The organism is Flavobacterium sp. LMO6 (assembly GCF_009495795.1).
In the GTDB taxonomy this organism is placed as follows: domain Bacteria; phylum Bacteroidota; class Bacteroidia; order Flavobacteriales; family Flavobacteriaceae; genus Flavobacterium.
The window spans coordinates 1-2454 of sequence record NZ_WIBH01000030.1 but is presented as its reverse complement, the minus strand read 5'-3'; the positions used below and the strand labels follow the sequence as shown (position 1 = coordinate 2454).

The 2454-nt window shown below is 28.7% G+C and carries 3 protein-coding genes; all 3 read left to right on the top strand.

All coding sequences use genetic code 11. From position 1 onward, the window contains the following. Positions 1-32 precede the first annotated feature (32 nt). The gene (locus GFJ99_RS13150; protein ID WP_153209490.1) at positions 33-941 is read left to right on the top strand and encodes a hypothetical protein; all 909 of its coding nucleotides are present in this window, start codon (positions 33-35) and stop codon (positions 939-941) included. A gap of 150 nt (positions 942-1091) precedes the next feature. Further along, positions 1092-1616 carry a hypothetical protein gene (locus GFJ99_RS13145; RefSeq protein WP_153209489.1) on the top strand — a complete coding sequence of 175 codons (525 nt, stop codon included), beginning with the start codon at positions 1092-1094 and terminating at the stop codon, positions 1614-1616. A gap of 147 nt (positions 1617-1763) precedes the next feature. Next, positions 1764-2348, top strand: a complete 585-nt coding sequence (locus tag GFJ99_RS13140) for a hypothetical protein (protein ID WP_153209487.1) — start codon at positions 1764-1766, stop codon at positions 2346-2348. Positions 2349-2454 lie beyond the last annotated feature (106 nt).

The following is a 2454-nucleotide window of genomic DNA, read 5'->3' as shown; positions in this document are numbered from 1 at the left end:
AAGCCGCGAAACGTTGTACCACATTGTAAAAAATGAATCGAATATCTGTTTTAATTTTAATAGTTATTGTTAGTTGTAAAACAATTAAAATAACTGAGTGTAATTATATTGAAGACTATTACCAAACTATGTATAAAGCTGATTTGGAATATGAAACTGGAAACTATGAAAAAGCATTTGATCTATATCTAATTACTTTTAAAAAGTGTGAAGCAAAAAACACTTTTACTTTTAACGAAATTTCAAAATTCACAGAAAGTACTGCTATTTTAAAAAAATTTGACATCACCTATGAATATGCTAAAAAACAAATTCTAAACGGAGTTAAGTTAAATAGATTTGAAAATAACGAAAATTTTAATGATTTTTTATCATCAAACTACGGTAAAAAACTAATTAAAGAGTACGATATTTTACGAAAACAATTTGAAACAAATGCTGATTTCAAACTTAGAGATGAATTAATTTCAATGAAAAGAGCTGACCAAATGTACCGAAATAAAAATTACAAAGAAAATATCGCTAAACAAGATAGTATTGATAAAATTCATGAAAAGCGTTTAATAGAAATATTTAAAACAGTCGGTTATCCAACGGAGAGAATTGTAGGACAACCTAATATGGACAATCATGTTGACGTTGAACTTATGTTACTACATACTGATGATAGTATAAGAATAAATTACTTTGTGCCAAAAATTAAAGAATTTGTAAAAAATGGAACCGCATCTCCTTTAACTCTTGGAAGAATTATAGATCAGTATTACTTATACAATGGAGAACCACAGATTTACGGAACTTATGGAGCTCAAGGTGGTGGATATGCCAATATGATTGACGACTTAAAAAAAGTTGATAGCAACCGTATCTCGATTGGACTGCCGCCATTGGAATTAAAAGAAAAAAAAGATAGTTTAGTGAAAGCTAAATATGGATTTTAAAACAACGTGATACAACAGCCATTTGTAGCAATTGCTAGGTATGGTTTGTGTTCGGAATTTTCTCCGAAAATTCCACGAGGAGTTTTGTACTTGTAATCTTTTGTCTTAAATTTACGCAACTGCCACAAGCGGCAACACGTTAGCTGTAATATGAACAAAACAGAGAGATTAGAATTTTTAAAGAAAAAAAGAACTGAATACAAAAATCGTATTGAACTTGAAAAAAGGTTAAGCGATTTGAATGAATTTTTGTTTGCGCTTAATAGAATTGAATCTGGATTAGTAAAAATTGTTTCCTCTGAAATTAGCATTGATAATATTGTAAGTCCAGCTATATATGACAAACCTGAAAAACCAATTTATACGGAATTAAGATATAAATCTACCGAAGAGGAATTAAATGTGAAAAACGTAATTAAAAAATGGGTTTTGGAACAGAATTCGAAAAAAATTTTAATTAAGAATGTATTACTTATTGAAAAAGATGATTGGTTGGAATTAAATGCTGAATTATTATTACGTAATTTTGATTTACTTTTTGATAAGCTGGATATTCTTTACACTATAATGCTAGTGCCTGAAAACGGAAATTTTATTAATCTATTTGAATTTGAATATGATGTAACTTTTTACAAAGGAAAAATAAAGGAAAACGAAATAAAATACTACAGCTAACAGCAGTTAAAAAAAATGGCTAAGGCAAGGGCAAACTTCCGAATTTTCTCCGAAAATTCAAAAGTTTGCGTTATATTTGTTTTGGCTTGGTTTTGGCTCGTCGCCACTATTTTTTAGCTGCAAAACGTTGTGCATTATTTGAGAAAAATGAAATTCATAAATAAATTTATCATTCTGATTTTAATCGTTTCGTGTTCTAATAAGCCAAACACGTTAGAACAATATGCGAATTATCCTGTGAAATTTGCAAAACAAAAAATTACACATCCCAACAATGATTTCTCTTTGTTTATTCCTATGAATTGGGAATGGAAATCTGATGGATATGAAAATGATAATATATTATTGGGTATTGAGGCTAATTCCAAACAATATGAAAATGGATTTTCTGATTTAATTTCTATACAAAAGATTAAGAGTTTTGGAGAAAAGAAAGATTTAAAATCTGAATTTGAATATTGTCTAAATGTTGTTGAGAATAATTTCGGAGACAAAACTATTTTGGAATCAGGATTAACAAAAATTCTTGATAAAGAAGCATATTTCATACATACAGTATCAAATACTGAAACTTATGGAGAAGCGGAAATTATAAGTCTAATTGTTGAAGGGAATAATAAAGGAGAATTTTATAATTTAAATGCTGTTGCTTCTAAAACGACTGACTTGAAAAAAAATATGGCAGTTTTAATAAATTGCTTGAAAACATTTGAAAACCTGAATAACGAATAAAAACAATGCACAACAGCGGTTTGCTTCAATGGCTACTTTCGGATTTTCCTGCGGAAAATCCGCTGCTGAATGGAATGTTTTGTTATATTTGTAATGGCTTGGTGTT

Excerpts from the sequence above, each read along its gene's own strand:
- GFJ99_RS13145 (WP_153209489.1), top strand. The coding sequence starts at position 1,092 with ATGAACAAAACAGAGAGATTAGAATTTTTAAAGAAAAAAAGAACTGAA.
- GFJ99_RS13150 (WP_153209490.1), top strand. The coding sequence starts at position 33 with ATGAATCGAATATCTGTTTTAATTTTAATAGTTATTGTTAGTTGTAAA.
- GFJ99_RS13140 (WP_153209487.1), top strand. The coding sequence starts at position 1,764 with ATGAAATTCATAAATAAATTTATCATTCTGATTTTAATCGTTTCGTGT.